10 protein-coding genes are annotated in these 15,778 nt (G+C 64.1%); 7 read left to right on the top strand and 3 right to left on the bottom strand.

Going from position 1 to position 15,778, the window contains the following annotated elements; all coding sequences use genetic code 11:
- Positions 1 to 321: hypothetical protein (locus LAN37_10335; GenBank protein ID MBZ5647609.1), on the top strand; the 321-nt coding region annotated here is incomplete at its 5' end.
- A 306-nt stretch (positions 322 to 627) separates the two neighbouring features.
- Complete coding sequence (locus tag LAN37_10330; protein MBZ5647608.1) at positions 628 to 2,865, top strand: TonB-dependent receptor; 2,238 nt, start codon at positions 628 to 630, stop codon at positions 2,863 to 2,865.
- Here LAN37_10330 and LAN37_10325 read toward each other — a convergent pair.
- A complete protein-coding gene (locus tag LAN37_10325) occupies positions 2,862 to 5,228 on the bottom strand; it encodes a glycoside hydrolase (GenBank protein ID MBZ5647607.1) in 2,367 nt (788 codons plus the stop codon). The genes LAN37_10330 and LAN37_10325 overlap by 4 nt on opposite strands.
- Positions 5,229 to 5,702: 474 nt before the next feature.
- Between LAN37_10325 and LAN37_10320 the strand changes: the two genes are divergently transcribed.
- Positions 5,703 to 9,344: a hypothetical protein gene (locus LAN37_10320; GenBank protein MBZ5647606.1), complete on the top strand. Its 3,642-nt coding sequence runs from the start codon at positions 5,703 to 5,705 to the stop codon at positions 9,342 to 9,344.
- A 1-nt stretch (position 9,345) separates the two neighbouring features.
- On the opposite strand, the gene LAN37_10315 is transcribed toward LAN37_10320, so the two are convergent.
- Both LAN37_10315 and LAN37_10310 read right to left on the bottom strand, forming a co-directional pair.
- On the bottom strand, positions 9,346 to 10,584 hold the full coding sequence (locus tag LAN37_10315; GenBank protein MBZ5647605.1) for a DegT/DnrJ/EryC1/StrS aminotransferase family protein: 1,239 nt from the start codon (positions 10,582 to 10,584) through the stop codon (positions 9,346 to 9,348).
- Between the two features lie 26 nt (positions 10,585 to 10,610).
- Positions 10,611 to 10,811 (bottom strand): hypothetical protein, encoded by a 201-nt coding sequence (locus LAN37_10310; GenBank protein ID MBZ5647604.1) that lies wholly within the window; start codon positions 10,809 to 10,811, stop codon positions 10,611 to 10,613.
- A gap of 230 nt (positions 10,812 to 11,041) precedes the next feature.
- Here LAN37_10310 and pseB point away from each other — a divergent pair, with 230 nt between their 5' ends.
- From pseB to LAN37_10290, 4 genes are read left to right on the top strand one after another with little or no spacing between them, the layout of a single operon-like run.
- Positions 11,042 to 12,070, top strand: coding sequence for a UDP-N-acetylglucosamine 4,6-dehydratase (inverting) (gene pseB, locus LAN37_10305; protein ID MBZ5647603.1), 1,029 nt, complete (start codon positions 11,042 to 11,044; stop codon positions 12,068 to 12,070).
- Positions 12,071 to 12,098: 28 nt separating this feature from the next.
- A complete protein-coding gene (pseC, locus tag LAN37_10300; protein MBZ5647602.1) occupies positions 12,099 to 13,238 on the top strand; it encodes a UDP-4-amino-4,6-dideoxy-N-acetyl-beta-L-altrosamine transaminase in 1,140 nt (379 codons plus the stop codon).
- Positions 13,228 to 14,280 (top strand): UDP-2,4-diacetamido-2,4,6-trideoxy-beta-L-altropyranose hydrolase, encoded by a 1,053-nt coding sequence (gene pseG, locus LAN37_10295; GenBank protein ID MBZ5647601.1) that lies wholly within the window; start codon positions 13,228 to 13,230, stop codon positions 14,278 to 14,280. The genes pseC and pseG overlap by 11 nt, the downstream gene beginning before the upstream one ends.
- Positions 14,277 to 15,326, top strand: coding sequence for an N-acetylneuraminate synthase family protein (locus LAN37_10290; protein ID MBZ5647600.1), 1,050 nt, complete (start codon positions 14,277 to 14,279; stop codon positions 15,324 to 15,326). Before pseG ends, LAN37_10290 begins: the two co-directional genes overlap by 4 nt.
- Positions 15,327 to 15,778: the final 452 nt, after the last annotated feature.

Below are 15,778 nucleotides of genomic sequence, written 5' to 3'. Positions count from 1 at the left end.
GACGGAAACAAGTTCAACATCAGCGCCGTGGTGGTGGATACGGACAAGCACTCCGGCACCAGGGTCACCGACGAAGGCAAGATCAAGGGTGCGGGAGCGACGGGCGGGGACAAGAAGGAGATCGCGATCGGCACCGGGGCCGGGCTTGGCGTGGGGGCGCTGGCCGGCGGCGGCAAGGGCGCGCTGATCGGCGCAACCGTGGGCGCCAGCGTCACCGTGGCCCATTGGCTGACCAAGCGTCACTCCGCGGAGTTGCCGGCGGGCTCGGAGATCACCATGGAGTTGAGCCGTCCGATGGCGATGACGGGCGCGGGAAAGTAAACCGTTGGGAATCGGCAGTCGAAGGGAGCGCGAAAGCGCTCCCCTTTTCGGTCTTCAAGTCCCAGAATCAGCCCGTAACCGGTCGGAGCGCCGAACAAGTTGGCGATTTGGACGGCGGCGGCGGCACTTTCCAACGCGGAAATCGCGTGGCTGACAATCGTGCCGAGCGCGCGTAAGCTGTACGCCGCTGGACATGGGCTGGGAGCTTGGTTGGCGAACTTCCCGCGGCCCTGTACCCGTCGTCAGGGACCGGCGCAAACGGCCCCGCACATTTTCGATGCCTGTCATTGTTTGCAGGAAAAGGTCATGAGGGCCCTCCAAGCGACAGCCTGGATGCTGGTGTTATTCTCAGGGATGTTTGCCGCCGCGCAGTCCATCGTGGAAGGGCGTGTCAGCGACAATCACGGCCGGGTGCTGCCTGGGGCCGCGGTCGTCCTGAAGCACGGCCGCATCGAGCAGCGACAAACGACGGATGCCGAGGGGAATTTCCGCTTCCTTGGAGTGCCGCCCGGAGAGTACGAGATCACGGCGTCCGCGACTGGGTTCTACAGCGCGGAGTACGAGTTCGCGGCCAAGCCGCGCCAGCCGATCGTGGTGCAGATCGAACTCGTCGCCAAGACCACAGTGAAACAGGAGGTCGAGGTCCGCTCGGCCGATATCAGCATGAGCGAGACAGGCAACTCGCGGCTGCTGACGCACGCCGAACTCTCCGCCATGCCGTCCCCGCTCAAGCGGGACATCCCCACGCTGGCCTTGTACAACTTTCCCGGCGCCACCCTGAGCCACGACAACTTCGTCCACGTGCGCGGCAACGAAGTGTCGCTGCAGGAATTCATCAATGGAGTCTCGTTCCTCGAGAATCCGCAGGAGCAGTTCAGCCCGGGGCTGAGTCCGGACATGTTCGAGACGGTAGACATGGTGTCGGGGAGCTTCCCGGCGGAATTTGGGAACCGTTTTGGAGGCATCGTCGATGTGACCACGCGCTCGGGACACGATCTGAATGGACACGGATCCGCCAGCGTGGGAGGCGGCACATTCAAGAGCAGCGACACGACCGCGGAATACGGCGGCGTGTCCGGCAAGTGCGGCTATTATCTGTTCGGCAACGGATTCACCAGTGACTGGTTCCTGAACCCACCCGAGCCCCGGCAATTGCACGATTTCGGTTTCGGGCTGCGGGGAGCGGGACAGTTCGATTGCCGGCTCACCCACGACACGTTGAGCCTGTTCCTCACCGGAGGGGGCACGAACTTCGAGTTGCCGAATCTGGCGGAAGACCAGGAGGTGGGGCGCAACGCCACGCGCCGACTTCGCTCGCAGACCGCCGTCTTGAGCTGGCAACACACGTTTACGTCTCATGTCCTGCTCTCGACCTCGCTGTACGAGAGGACGCTGGAAGACCGGCTGGCGCCGACGACAGACCCAATCACGCCCTACGGCGACGGATTGCGAAACAGTCTCACGGCCGGGATCAAGTCCGATCTGGTTTACTCCCATGGCCGGCACATCTTTAAGGCCGGCGTCGATCTGACCCGGTTGCGTCTGCGGGAGAACTTCACGTTCGACTCGCGCGAGGTCCCGCTGCCGCCGGAGGACCCGCCAGCCTTCAGCTTCCGCAGCGCAATCCTCGGCGGACAGGCGAGCCTGTACGTGCAGGACCACATCTCGCTCACTCCCAACCTGAGCACAGATCTTGGAGTGCGCTGGGACCACTTCGACCTGACGAACACATTCGTGCAGGTGAGTCCGCGGTTCGCGCTCGCATACCACATCCCCTCGAGCCGGAGCACGATCCACTTTTCGTACAACCGGTTCTTCTCGCCGCCGCCGCTGGAATTCGTACAACTCGCGGACTTTTTCGGCACGTCGGCGCCGGACCCCGGCGACCGGGTCGGCACGATGAAGCCCTACCGCCAACACTACTTCGAGTTGGGCCTGAACCAGGAGCTTCACCCCAAGCTGACGTTCGAGTTGACCGGCTTCTATCACAAGGGGAGCACGCCGTTCGAGTACCGGGAGATCAGCGTCACGCGCCTGTTCCTGCCGATCAATTCGGCGGCCGGCCGAACCTACGGCGTGGATGCCGGATTCACGCTGAAGCAACTGGAGAAGATCGGGATCACGGCGCGGCTGCAGTACGCGTACCAGCGGACGTTCTTCTTCGGCCCAGCTTCGGGAGGGTTTGCCGTCGGCGAGGACATCGCGCCGGGGCAGATGTTCCTGCCGGCGTTCGACGAACCGCACAGCGGTACGGTGAGCGTCTACTACCGCAACAAATGGCGTGACCTGTTCGCCGGCACCAACGTGCGCTACGGCAGCGGCACGGCGGCCCAGAACGGGCAGGTGCGGCTGCCCAGCCATGGGACCGTGGACCTGGCGGCGGGGCTCAACATCTGGCACGCGGAACACCGCCGCGCGGTGTTCGAACTGAACCTTTTGAACCTCGGCGACAGCCGCTATCAGATCGCCAAGGAAAGCGAAGAGACCCCGATCCAGTATGCCTCGCCGCGGATCTGCTCCGGCCGCATCAAGCTCTACTTCTAACCTGCGAATGCTCGAAGCTCATCGTCGGAGAGGAGCTGGAGGTCGAGAGAGCCCTCGAGCGGAAGAGCGTCGATGGGAAGGCGGTCCCGCCAGAGGCTGAATCGGAGATGAAGCTTGTCGCCGGCCTGGGAACCGAGAGCGGCGAGCGGCAGCTTCATTTCGAAGGTCTTCTTCAGGTGGACCTCGAAGCCTTCGGGGGCAACAGAGGCGGCTTCCTTCCCGCCGGTGGTGGAGGTCACGGACGTGATCTTGCGATCGTCGATGGCGAGGTCGAAGCGGAGCTCATGCTGGGCGAGACCTCCAGCCGCTCTGGCGGCGGAATCTTTTGACTTCCCTTTGCCTTTGGTGCGAGCGCTGATGTGCTGCGCCAGGATGGCATTTGCCGCAACGCGGCCCTGACGAATCCGGGTGCGGCCGGAGGTGCTGGTGAGAGCCACGGTCTCCGCCTGGGACTTGGACGGGGCCGCGGCGCCCGCAGGTTCGCGTTCGATGCTGATGCGGAGGTCGAAGCGCCCGTCGGGGACCCCGCCGGCGAAATCCAGGCGTGCGTAGAGCCACTCTTCGTCGATGCCGGCATAAACGGCATCGAGCAGGAACTGCTTCCCGTGCATGGCCGAGGAACGGCGGTCGGCGGTGTACATGGCGGCGCCGATCCAATCGAAGTAGCCCGTGAGCTGGCCGTCGATGCGCGGATGGATGTGCGTGCTCTGGGGGACGAAGTAGGGGCGCACCACGGCGGCGGCGATGGGCTGCGCGAGGTGCTCGGGCGGGGTGGCGCCGAGCACGTGGTAGACGTTCGACAGGTGCTTGCGGTAGAGCTCGTCGAAGTCCCGGTCGTTGGCGGAGTGGTGCTCGGGGCCGTACCACCAGTTCCAGTCGCTGCCCTCGGCAATGAGGATCTCCTCGAAAGCGACGCGGCGCTGCGGCTCGGCCGCTTTGGGCGCGGCGGCGGAATAGAACTCGCGCGCGCCGTGCAGGTAATCCCAGGAGCGATTGTCCTCGGGCGCGCCGATCCAAACGTTGAAGTTGGCATTGATCCATGAGCCGGGGACGAGCTGCTTCAAAGGCGCGAACTGCTTCTGGCGGGCGATGGCCTCGGAGATGGTCACGGCTTCGATCTCCGGATCGCGGCTGAGCGCGTCGTACACGCGGCGCAGGAACTCGCGGCCGGATTGAGGATAAAACTCCCACGCATTCTCGCCGTCGAGGATGATCGGAACAACAGCGTCTTTCCCTGCTTTCAGTAATGGTTGCGCGGATTCTTTCAAGCGGTGGATGAGGTGCGTGGCGGCGTCCTTGGCGGGCATGCCGGAGTACACGAAGCCGATGAGGTCGGAGAGCGAGTGATCGCGGAAGATCATGTGCATCGCCGCTCCCGACTTCTGGTAACGATAGATGGTGTAGAGCTGCTCGGGGCCACGGTCGAGCAGCCGGCCTTCGCTGTCCCGGTGGAAGAACTGGCCGAGAGAGCGGCCAAGGACGCCCTCGTCGGTGGCCATCCACTCCAGTCCGACCTTGTGGCCGATGGCCAGGACCTCCTCGGAGACGCTGCCTTCCGAAGGCCATGCGCCGCGCGGGCGCATCCCGAAAATGCGCTCGTGCAGATCGAGGCCGCGGCGGAGCTGCTCCTCGGCATCTCCGGGATGGCAGAAGCGCTTCTGCGGCAGGGGCAGACCGGGCACGGAGGCGCGGCCCTCGTCAGTGTCGCAGAGCAAAGGAAGGATAGGGTGGTAGAAAGGCGAGGTCGAGAGCTCGATGCTGCCCTTCCTGGCCGCGTCGGCGTAGGCGGGCAGGACGCGCCGCACCAACTCCTTCTGCTTCTGGACGACGAATTGCTGGTCTTCCAATGAATAATTGCGCGCTTTCTTGACCAGTGCGGCGACATCGGGCTCGGCGAGGAAGAATTCGTCGAACCAGGCGAGCTGCGACAGGACCTGGAGATCGGTGTAGTCCTGCGTCTGAAAATACCGCATGGCCTTGTCGGGGTTTTCGCCGACGCTGCGGAATTGCACCCAGAGTTCCCGGTAGCGCGGGTACCGGCCGATCATGTTGGCGACGTTGGCCTGGAACAGGTACTGGATGGCGAAGCGGCGGTCGTCGGGCGAGAGGTCGCGCGCGGGCCGGGCAGCGACGTCGAGGAAGGGATCGCGCGCGGCGCCGGAGGCGTACTCCTCGATCTGCGCCATCAGCGAAGGGACCAGATTGAAGTTCTGGTGGACGCGGGGGAACTCGTCCAGCAGCTTCACCATCCCGTAGTAGTCCTTGAGCGCATGCAGCCGGACCCAAGGAAGCCGGTACTCGCCAGTCACCAGGTCCTTATAGAAGGGCTGGTGCATGTGCCACAGGAATAGAACACGCAACATGACAGCGCTAGGATAGCGCATGACCTCTCGAATCGAGGCCTCCTGTCGCGAGGCAGTCTTATCCCGGGAGGGGCGCTCCTGATTTTTCCATTTTTCTGGTCGCGTGCCGGCGCAAAATAGTCCACAATTCAGAAACTCTGGACCAATCCTATGACTCTAGTGGGGCAGGCCATTGGCATGAAAACTGCCAGCCGTCGTTTCCTCGAGATAATCCAGTTTGGACTCCTGATCTGGATTCTTGCCGGCGTTGCCGGCGGACAAGAGGCGTCCGACAGAGCGCCCCTCTCGCCGCCGTTGCGCAGCCTGCCCAAACTGTCGGCGGTACCGGACCGGCGCGTCGTGCCATTGCACCACCTCCCCGCGAAGCCCGGTGCTCAAGCCAGGGCCAAGGGTCTCCAACCAGCCGGCGATGCCGCTGCGCAAACGCAGCCGGGACCTGAGACACCAGACGTCCAGACAAGCAATTTCGAGGGAATGGGCGAGGGCTTCTCGGGCCCGAACGGCACGTTCAACGTCAACGTCGCACCGCCGGACACGGGCGGCGCGGTCGGGCGGACCCAATACGTGCAGCTGGTCAATACCTCGATCATGGTCTTCGATAAACAGACATTGACGAAGCTTTCCGGACCGACGGCGACGAATTCGCTGTTCTCCTCGCTGGCTTCGAATAATCCTTGCCGGACGACGAACGATGGAGACGGGATCGTCCTCTACGACCACCTCGCCGATCGCTGGATCATCACCCAGTTCGGCAACGCCAGCCCCACACCGGCGACCGGACCGTACTACGAGTGCGTGGCGGTTTCCCAGACTTCGGACGCGACCGGCTCGTACTTTCTTTACTTCTTCTCGTACTCGCAGTTTCCCGACTACCCGAAGATCGGCATCTGGCCGGATGCGTATTACATGTCCTACAACGTGTTCACTAGCCCGACCGGCAGCTTCGTAGGCGGAAAAGTGTGCGCGCTGGATCGCGCGAACATGCTGACCGGCGCCGCGACGCGAGGCGCGCCCGGACCTGCCGGGACGCCAAGTTCGAATCCGCCCAACGCGCCGGCAGGCAATAATCAGGTCTGTTTCAACATCACCGATTCCGGCCTGCTCCCGGCCGACCTGGACGGAGCGGCACCGCCGTCAGCGGGGTCGCCGAATTACTTCCTGGAGTGGTTCGATAACTCCGACCTGGGACTATGGAAGTTCCACGTGGACTGGACCACGTTGACGAATTCGACCTTAAATGGCGTGAACTGGGTGAGCCCGAATGGGCCCTCACCTAACAGTATTTCTGCAGGTCTGATCGCGGTGACGGCGTTCACGGCAACTTGCGATCCGAAGCCGGGAAACGGATTCAACACGGTCTGCATCCCGCAGAAAGGCACGGGCCAGCTGTTGGACTCACTGTCGGACCGCGTGATGCATCGCCTCGCCTACCGCAACTTCGGCACGCACGAATCGCTAGTGGTGAACCACGCGGTGGTGGCGGGAACCTCTTCCGGCATCCGGTGGTACGAGATCCAGAACCCGAATGGCACGCCGACTGTGCCTCAAACAGGTACGTGGGCTCCAGACTCGAGCTGGCGCTGGATGGGGAGCATGGCGATGGACCAGCAAGGGAATATCGCGGTCGGCTACAGCGTGTCCAGCTCGTCGCTGTTCTTCCCCTCCATCGCATACGCTACGCGGCTGGCCGGCGATCCTTTAGGAACGCTGGGCACGGAGACCACGCTGATGTCCGGGGCGGGGTCGCAGACGGGCGGGCTTGATCGCTGGGGCGATTACAGCGCGATGAGCGTGGACCCAGTGGACGACTGCACGTTCTGGTATACGAATGAGTACCTCGCTGCCAGTGGGAGCTTCAACTGGCACACGCGCATCGCCAGCTTCAAGTTTCCTTCCTGCAGTTCCCAGCCTGCGAACGTGTCCGCGTCGCCCCTGGGCGGCTTTGGCAACGCTCAGACCTTCACCTTCGTGTACTCGGATACGGGTGGCGCCAGCCAAATCACCATCGCCCAGGCCATCTTCAACACCGCGCTGAGCACCATCGGCGGTTGCGCCCTGGTCTACAACAACGCCAACAACACCATCACCATGTACGACGACGGCGGCTTCAACCTGCTGACTCCGATCCCGCTGGGGCAGGCGGGCACCTTGTCCAACAGCCGTTGCAGCCTCAACGCCGGCAGTTCGTCGAGCACGCCTTCGGGCAACAACCTGACCCTGCAGCTGGCCCTGACCTTCACCCCGGCCTTCGCCGGACAGCAGTTCGTCCTCATGAACGTCAGCGATAGCGGGGGCAAGTCCGCCGGCTGGCAGAACATGGGCACGTGGAACACGGGCAGCGGGGCCTTCCAGCCCGCGAACGTGTCCGCGTCGCCCCTGGGCGGCTCGGGCAACACTCAGACCTTCACCTTCGCGTACTCGGATACGGGTGGTGCCAGCCAAATCACCATCGCCCAGGCCATCTTCAACACCGCGCTGAGCACCGTCGGCGCTTGCGCCCTGGTCTACAACAACGCCAACAACACCATCTCCATGTACGACGACGGCGGTTACAACCTGCTGACCCCGATCCCGCTGGGGCAGGCGGGCACCTTGTCCAACAGCCGTTGCAGCCTCAACGCCGGCAGTTCGTCGAGCACGCCGTCGGGCAACAACCTGACCCTGCAGTTGGCCCTGACCTTCACCCCGGCCTTTGCTGGACAGCAATCCATCCTCATGAACGTCAGCGATAGCGGAGGCAAATCCGCCGGCTGGCAAAACATGGGCACGTGGAACACAGGCAGCGGAGCCACGCAGCCGTCCAATGTGTCGGTGACGCCCAATAGTGGCAACGGCACCAGCAACGCTTTCAGTTTCGTCTATTCGGATACTGGAGGCGCCAGCCAAATCACCATCGCCCAGGCCATCTTCAACACCGCGTTGACCACCGTCGGCGCTTGCGCCCTGGTCTACAACAACGCCAACAACACCATCTCCATGTACGACGACGGCGGCTTCAACCTGCTGACACCGATCCCGCTGGGGCAGGCGGGCACCTTGTCCAACAGCCGTTGCAGCCTCAACGCCGGCAGTTCGTCGAGCACGCCATCGGGCAACAACCTGACCCTGCAGCTGGCCCTGACCTTCACCCCGGCCTTTACCGGACAGCAGTCCGTCCTCATGAACGTCAGCGATAGCGGAGGCAAGTCCGCCGGCTGGCAGAACCTGGGCACGTGGAACACAGGCAGCGGAGCCACGCAGCCGTCCAATGTGTCGGTGACGCCCAACAGTGGCAACGGTACCAGCCAGACTTTCAGCTTCTTGTACTCCGACACGGGTGGCGCCAGCGCGATCACCGTGGCGCAGGCGATCCTCAATTCGGGCTTGACCACCACGGGCGGTTGCGCCCTCGTCTACTACAATTCGAACAACACCATCTCGCTGTACAAGGACGATGGCAACACCCTGCTGACGCCTATTCCTATTGGACAGGCGGGCACCTTATCCAACAGCCAGTGTACGGTGAACGCGGGCACGTCATCGGCCACGCCGTCGGGCAACAACCTGACGTTGAGCCTGGCGCTGACGTTCACTGGCGCATTTGCCGGGCAGCAGGCCATCTTCATGAACGTGACAGACAGCGGCGGCAAGTCGGCCGGCTGGCAGAACAAGGGCACGTGGAACACCGGCAGCGGGGCAACGCAGCCATCCAATGTGTCGGTGACGCCGAATTCGGGCAGCGGGAGCAGCCAGACCTTCAGCTTCGTGTACTCCGACACGGGTGGCGCCAGCGCGATCACCAACGCACAGGCCATCGTGAACGGAGCACTGACTACGATCAGCGGCTGCGCCTTGATCTACAACAACAGCAACAACACCATCACCATGTACAACGACAGCGGCTTCAACCTGCTGGCTCCGATCCCGCTAGGCCAGGCGGGCACGTTGTCGAACAGCCAGTGTACGCTGAACGCGGGCACGTCATCGGCCACGCCGTCGGGCAACAACCTGACGGTGAATCTGGCGCTGACGTTCACCCCCGGGTTCGCGGGATCGAAACACCTCTTCGCGAATGTGAGCGATACGGGCGGAAAGTCGGCCGGTTGGTCGAACCTGGGTCTATGGACGGTGCCGTAACCTAACGGCCGGCGACAGCCATCACTTTTTCGACGGCACGAGCGGTGTCGGCCATGTCCTGCTCGCTCAGCGTGGGGTGGACGAGGAACATGAGGCTGGTGTCGCCCAGTTCACGCGCGACGGGAAGGCGACCGGCGGGCCGCATCTCAGGCGGAAAGGCTTTCTCCAAATAAATCTCGCTGCAACTGCCGCTCTGGCAGAAGATGCCCTCCGCGGTGATGGCGTCCATGATCCTGTCCCGGTCCCAGCCGGGAGAGAGACGGGCCGGGTCGAGATAAGCGTAGAGCCTGTAACACGCATGGCCGAAACCGGCGGATGGTACGGGCACGCAAAGCGAGGGGATGCGGCTGAAACGGTCAATCAGTACCTGCGCGTTGCGGCGACGGATCCGGAGGAACTCGGGCACCTTGGGCAGCGTGGCGCGCCCCAGCGCCGACTGCATCTCCGTCATGCGCCAGTTGGTGCCGAAACATTCGTGCAGCCAGCGGAAGCCAGGCGGGTGCTGGCGGTTGTAGCAGGCGTCCCAACTCTTGCCGTGATCCTTGAAGGACCAGATTTTCTCCACCAGAGCCGGATCGTTTCCGGTGACCATGCCGCCTTCGCCGCCGGTGGTCATGATCTTGTCCTGGCAGAAAGAAAAAGCTGCGAGGTCGCCCAGCGATCCGGTGGGACGGCCATTGTAAGTAGCGCCAAGGGATTGCGCGCAGTCCTCGATGACCTTGATGCCGCGCTCGCGAGCCAGGTCCAGGATGGGACCCATGTCGCACGGCCATCCGCCCAGATGAGCGGCGACGATGGCGCGGGTGCGCGAGGTGAGCGCGGCACGGACCGCAGCAGCGGTCAGCGTGCCGGAGTCGCGGTCCACGTCGGCCATGACCGGCGTGGCGCCGCGCATGACGGCGCAGGAGGCGGAGGCGATGAAGGTGCGGCTGGGTACTATGACTTCGTCGCCCGGTCCGATGCCCAGGGCGTAGAGGGCGGCCTCGAGGGCCACGGTACCGTTGGCCAGAGCGACCGCGTGCCGGCAGCCCACGAAATCCGCGAACTCGCGCTCGAAGCAGCGGCCGTGCTCGCCGGTCCAGTAATTGACCTTGCCGGAACGCAGGACGGCGGCGGCAGCCTCGACCTCATCGGGAGCAAAGTACGGCCAGGGCGGAAGGGGCGCGGTGCGCACCGGCTTGCCGCCTTCGATGGCCAGTTTTTGCTGTGTGGTAGCGACCTCGGGCTTCACTGCGGACATTCTAGCGGGACTGGAGACCCAACCCTCTATGGCTTTTCCCGGTTCATCAGCGTGGTCGCAATGGAAACCAGGAAAAACAGGAAAGAAAGCTGGAGGAAATTACGAGGCAGCACGTTGACCTCGATCATTCGTTCCGATATCGGCGTGTAGATCAAAATGCGCCCGATCACGGCCAGGGCGAAGAAGACCCACCCAAGCCAGTAGGTCAGTCGATTCAGTCCCTGCATGGCCCCTCCCCGGAGGATAGAAGAGTTCGCCAAGAGCGTACCCCGGACGGTGACAACTTGCAATGAGATGCGGTTCCGGGGAATCAAAGTCGGCAAAAAGTGGAGGCTCGAATTGCGAAGCTGCGGGAGGGTTGTCATAATGCACCAGTTCCCCGGGTCCCGCGAGACCGGGGATGCGTCCGTGGCGCGCGAAGGGCCGGGACGAGCTGCACGCAAGCCGTTGAGGCGCAATGGATCTAGAGAATAAGGTCATCCTGATCACCGGCGGCACCGGGTCGTTCGGCAAGAAGTTCCTCCACATCGCGTTGAAAGAGCACCGCCCGAAGAAGCTGATCGTCTTCAGCCGCGATGAACTCAAGCAGCACGACATGCAGCGCGAGTTCCCCGGTGGCCCGGGGTCGCCGATGCGCTACTTCCTGGGCGACGTGCGCGACCGCGAGCGGCTGAACCGGGCCTTCCACGAAGTGGACGTGGTGGTGCACGCGGCGGCGCTTAAGCAGGTCCCGGCCTGCGAATACAACCCCTTCGAGGCGGTGCAGACCAACATCGTGGGCGCGAAGAACGTCATCGATGCGGCGCTCGACCAGGGGGTGAAGAAGGTGCTGGCGGTCAGCACCGACAAGGCCGTGAACCCGGTGAACCTGTACGGGGCGACGAAGCTGTGCGCGGAGAAGATGTTCGTGCAGGCGAACGCGTATTCGGGCGACCGCGAGACGCGGTTCAGCGTGTCGCGCTACGGCAACGTGGTGGGCAGCCGGGGGAGCGTGATCCCGGTGTTCCTGGCGCAGCGCGCATCGGGAAAGGTGACGGTCACCGATCCGCGCATGACGCGATTCTGGATCACGCTGGACCAAGGTGCGCGCTTCGTCATGCGCTGCGTGCGCGAGATGCACGGCGGAGAGATCTTCGTCCCCAAGCTGCCGAGCATGAACATCCTGGACCTGGTGAAGGCGGTGGCGCCGGAATGCAAGACAGAGACCATCGGCATCCGCCCGGGCGAGAAGGTGCACGAAGTGCTGGTCTCGGAGGACGAGGCGCGGCACACGGTCGAGCTGGACGATATGTTCGTCATCAAGCCCAACCATCCCTGGTGGGGCCAGGACAACTGGGCGCACGGCAAGAAGTTGCCGGATGGGTTCCGCTACACCAGCGACAGCAATCCGCGCTGGTTGACGGACACCGAACTCCAATCCCTGCTGCAAGACGGGGGCCCGGCGGAGCCCCTCGCTCAGGAGCGAACCGGCAGTGCCGCACACTAGCTCCAAGACGGCGCCGGTGCGGGAAAAGATGCTGGGCTACGGCCGGCAGTGGATCGAGCAGGAAGATATCGACGCCGTGGCCGAAGTGCTGCGCTCCGATTGGCTGACCTGCGGGCCGATGGTGGAGCGATTCGAGCGCACCGTCGCGGAGTTCGTGGGCGCATCCCACGGGGTCGCGGTGTCGAGCGGCACGGCCGCGCTGCACGCGGCTGTGCACGCGGCGGGGATCGGAGCGGGCGATGAAGTGATCGTGCCGGCGATGACCTTCGCGGCCAGCGCGAATGCGGTGCTGTACGCGGGCGGAAAGCCCGTGTTCGCCGACGTGGACGCCGATACCCTGCTGCTCGATCCCGCCGATGTCCGCAAGAAGATCAGCGAAAGGACCAGGGCGATCCTGCCGGTCGATTACGCCGGCCAGCCGTGCGATTACGAGCAGTTGCGGAAGATCGCGCGGGAACACAAGCTCACGCTGATCGCCGACGCCTGCCACGCTCTGGGCGCCACCGTGAACGAGAGGCGAGTGGGAACGCTGGCGGAACTCACCGTGTTCAGCTTCCATCCGGTGAAACACATCACCACCTGTGAAGGCGGGATGATCGTTTGCCAGGACGAGCGGCTGGCGCGGGAGATGCGCACGTTCCGCAACCACGGCATCGACACAGACGCGCGGGAGCGCGCCGCCAAGGGCAGTTGGTACTATGAAATGGTGACCCTCGGATTCAACTACCGCTTGTCGGACGTGCAGTGCGCGCTGGGGGTGGCGCAGATGCGCCGGCTGCCGCAGTGGCTGGAGCGGAGGCGGGAGATCGCGCGGCGGTACGACGAGGCGTTCGCGACCATCGGCGGTGTGCGCCCGCTGGGCAAGCGAGAGGGCGTAAGCCACGCGTATCACCTGTACGTGGTCCGGTTCGACCTTCCCAAAGCGAAAAAAGAAGACATCTTCGCGGCGCTGCGCGCCGAGGGGATCGGGGTGAACGTGCACTACATCCCCGTTCATCTGCATCCCTACTATCGCAAGAACCTGGGAACGAAGCCGGGGATGTGCCCGGTGGCGGAGCGGGCGTACGAGCAGATCGTGTCGCTGCCCATGTTCCCGGCAATGAGTGACCAGGACGTGAGCGACGTGATCGAGGCGGTCGGCAAGGTCGTGCGCCGGTATGGCGGCTGAGCGCGGGGTCCGCGGCAAGCGCCTTCTGGTGCGGGCCGACGCGAACGTCGAGATCGGGACGGGGCACGTGATGCGCTGCCTGGCGCTGGCGCAGGCGTGGCAGGACGGGGGCGGCGCGGTCACCTACGCGATGCGGACGCCCGAGGCCAAGGTCCGGAATCGGCTCGAATCCGAGAACATCGCGACCAAAGAGATCCGCGGGGCCGGCGATGCCGCGGCCACGGTGGAGGCGGCGAGAGAGTCCGGGGCGAACTGGGTGGTCTTGGATGGGTACGGGTTCGGCGCCGAATACCAGCGACAGATGCAGGCGGCCGGCTACCCGGTCCTGTTCGTGGACGATTACGGGCACAGTAGCGAGTACAGCGCCGAGCTGGTGCTGAACCAGAACCTCGGCGCCGACGAGGGCTGGTACGGCAAACGGTCGCCAAACACGCGGCTGCTGCTGGGGACGGATTATTCCCTGCTGCGGCGCGAATTCCGCTCGCGCGGGCGACTGCGAAACATGTTTCCTGAGGTGGCGCGCAACGTCCTGATCACCATCGGCGGGGCGGACGCGGGGAATGTGACCGCGCTGGCGATCTCGGCGGTGGCGAAGCTGGGGCTGCAGGAAATCGCGGTGAAAGTGGCGGTCGGGCCGGCGAATCCGCACCACGGGGAACTCCAGGCGCTGGTCGCCGGGCTGGGATTGCCGATCGAACTGGTGAGCACTACGACGCAGATGCCGGAACTGATGGAATGGGCCGACGTCGCGGTGTCGGCGACCGGAAGCACCTCCTGGGAGCTGCTGTTCATGCAGGTCCCGTTCGTGGGCATCTGCGTGGCCGACAACCAGCGCCCCGGGACACGGCACTTGAGCGAGAAGGGGTTCGCGATCACACTCGACTTCACGCCAAACCTGGCGGCCGACGACATCGCCGACGCCCTGAAGAAACTGGTGCCAGACCAGCACAAGCGCTCGGCCATGGCGCGCCGCGGGCGCGAGCTGGTGGACGGCAATGGAGTGGAGCGAGTGATCGCGGCCATGTGCGAGACGCGGGCATGATGGAGATCCGCATCGGAAAGCGGGCGATCGGAGACGGGCATCCGTGCCTGCTCGCGGCCGAGGTCGGCATCAACCACAACGGCGACATGGAACTGGCGCACAAGTGCATAGATGCCGCGGCCGATGCCGGCGCCGATGCAGTCAAGTTCCAGAACTACCGCACGGAAGACTTTCTCAGCGACCGCTCGCTGACCTACGAGTACGTTTCGCAAGGCAAGAAAGTCGTGGAATCGCAGTGGGAGATGTTCAAGCGCTGCGAGCTGAGGCCGGAAGCGTTCGCGGCCCTGCGGGAGCACTGCGACCGGCGCGGGGTCATCTTCTTCAGCACACCCACAGGGGAGGCAGGAGTGGAAGAGCTGGTGCGTATCGGCGCGCCGCTGCTCAAGAACGGCTCAGATTACCTGGTGCACCTGCCGCTGATCCGGGCCATGGCGCGGACTGGCCTGCCCACCGTGCTCTCCACCGGGATGGCAACGGCGGAGGAGATCGAGGACGCGGTGCGCGCCTACCGGGAGGCGGGCGGACGCGATCTCGTCCTGCTGCACTGCACGTCGTCATATCCAACGCCGGTACAGGATGTGAACCTGAGAAAGATCGCGGAACTGCGGCGGCGCTTCGAGTGCCTCGCCGGCCTGAGCGATCACAGCGAAGGTGTGGTGGCCGCGATCGGAGCGGTGGCGCTGGGCGCGTGCATGATCGAGAAACATTTCACGCTCGACAAAACTTTTCCCGGTCCCGACCACCGCTTTTCTTCCGATCCCGCGGAATTCCGGCTGCTGACGCACAGTGTTCGCACGCTGGAGGCGCAGTTGGGCACGGAGAAAATCGGGCCGACGCCTTCGGAAGCCGAGGGACGGATGAACTATCGGCTGTCGTGCGTGGCGGTTCGCAATCTGCCGGCGGGACATCGGCTGCAGATGGACGACATCGCATACCGCCGTCCGGGCACCGGAATACCGCCGAAGAACGTGGAGCGGTTGGTGGGACGCCCGTTGGCGCGCGCGGTGGCTGCGGGACAATCGATCCGGGCGGAGGACCTGTCGTGAGCGAAGTCGGGGTAAGTCCGTCTTCACCACTCCAGATTTACCCCCCTACCCCCCTCCCCGGATCAATCGAAATAAAGGAGTTAGCGCTTGATATCAAGGCGGTCAGGAGGCCCTTCCGCTTCGCGTCAGGGTCTCGGCGGCGGGCTCCCGCCTTGCTCACGCCCGCCAAACGCCTCGACTTAGCGCTTGATATCAAGGCGGTCAGGAGACCCTTCCGCTTCGCGTCAGGGTCTCGGCGGCGGGCTCCCGCCTTGCTCACGCCCGCCAAACGCCTCGACTTGGCGCTTGATATCAAGGCGGTCAGGAGACCCTTCCGCTTCGCGTCAGGGTCTCGGCGGCGGGCTCCCGCCTTGCTCACGCCCGCCAAACGCCTCGACTTAGCTCCTGATATCAAGCAAATCAATTGTTTTCAAAGACCTAGGACCATCGAATATGGGACGGACGACGAGAAT

It is taken from the genome of Terriglobia bacterium (assembly GCA_020073495.1).
Lineage (GTDB): Bacteria > Acidobacteriota > Terriglobia > Terriglobales > Acidobacteriaceae > JAIQFD01.
The sequence above is the reverse complement of the archived record's forward strand: the minus strand, read 5'-3'. Positions and strand labels throughout refer to the sequence as shown.

What these genes read in the sequence shown, in the direction of transcription:
- LAN37_10325 (MBZ5647607.1), bottom strand. Translation starts at nt 5,228, where the DNA reads ATGTTGCGTGTTCTATTCCTGTGGCACATGCACCAGCCCTTCTATAAG.
- pseB (MBZ5647603.1), top strand. Translation starts at nt 11,042, where the DNA reads ATGGATCTAGAGAATAAGGTCATCCTGATCACCGGCGGCACCGGGTCG.
- pseC (MBZ5647602.1), top strand. Translation starts at nt 12,099, where the DNA reads ATGCTGGGCTACGGCCGGCAGTGGATCGAGCAGGAAGATATCGACGCC.
- LAN37_10310 (MBZ5647604.1), bottom strand. Translation starts at nt 10,811, where the DNA reads ATGCAGGGACTGAATCGACTGACCTACTGGCTTGGGTGGGTCTTCTTC.
- LAN37_10330 (MBZ5647608.1), top strand. Translation starts at nt 628, where the DNA reads ATGAGGGCCCTCCAAGCGACAGCCTGGATGCTGGTGTTATTCTCAGGG.
- LAN37_10320 (MBZ5647606.1), top strand. Translation starts at nt 5,703, where the DNA reads ATGGGCGAGGGCTTCTCGGGCCCGAACGGCACGTTCAACGTCAACGTC.
- pseG (MBZ5647601.1), top strand. Translation starts at nt 13,228, where the DNA reads ATGGCGGCTGAGCGCGGGGTCCGCGGCAAGCGCCTTCTGGTGCGGGCC.
- LAN37_10290 (MBZ5647600.1), top strand. Translation starts at nt 14,277, where the DNA reads ATGATGGAGATCCGCATCGGAAAGCGGGCGATCGGAGACGGGCATCCG.
- LAN37_10315 (MBZ5647605.1), bottom strand. Translation starts at nt 10,584, where the DNA reads ATGTCCGCAGTGAAGCCCGAGGTCGCTACCACACAGCAAAAACTGGCC.